A 665-nucleotide genomic window follows, 5' to 3' on the forward strand; every position below is an offset into this window, starting at 1 on the left:
TCATTTGGTATAATATAGGTAACTTTGTAAGAAAGTGCGGTGTCTCATGTTAAACGAGAAGGATCAAGGGAATAGCGGGAAATATCAAATGGAGCTTGTCTGTTTGGATCAGTTGGTTCCACCGGATCACCTCCTTCGTCTGATTGATAAGCATGTGGATTTTTCGTTCATTACAGAAAAAGTCCGTCCATTTTATAGCCCTAACCAAGGCAGACCTCCGATTCCACCGGTCCGCTTATTTAAAATGATGCTGATTGGCTACCTGTACGGCATTCGCTCGGAACGAATGCTAGAGCAGGAAATCCAGATGAATCTGGCATACCGGTGGTTCTTGGGTCTGGGTCTGAGCGAACGAGTACCCGACCATTCCACGATAAGCTGGAACCGCAATGGGCGGTTTCAAGGAACCGGAATATTTCAGGAAATCTTCGACGAAGTGGTGCGACTTGCCATCTCCCACCGCATGATTGCGGGGCGGCTATTGATCACGGATTCTACGCATATTCAAGCCAGTGCCAACAAAAACCGCTATACGCTGCAATTGGCGAATGAGACACCCCAAGCCTATCTTCAAGAGTTGGAGCAAGCCGTCACCGACAGCCGTGTCTCTCACGGAAAAAAGCCGCTACCTCCTCTGTCGAAAGAGGAGGCGGAAACGAAAAAAC

1 protein-coding gene is annotated in these 665 nt (G+C 48.4%); it reads left to right on the top strand.

The features are described from left to right. Positions 1-46: 46 nt before the first annotated feature. The coding region (locus ACX1DY_RS31470) for a transposase (protein WP_458968051.1) at positions 47-665 on the top strand (619 nt) is incomplete at its 3' end.

The organism is Paenibacillus sp. BAC0078, assembly GCF_054483875.1.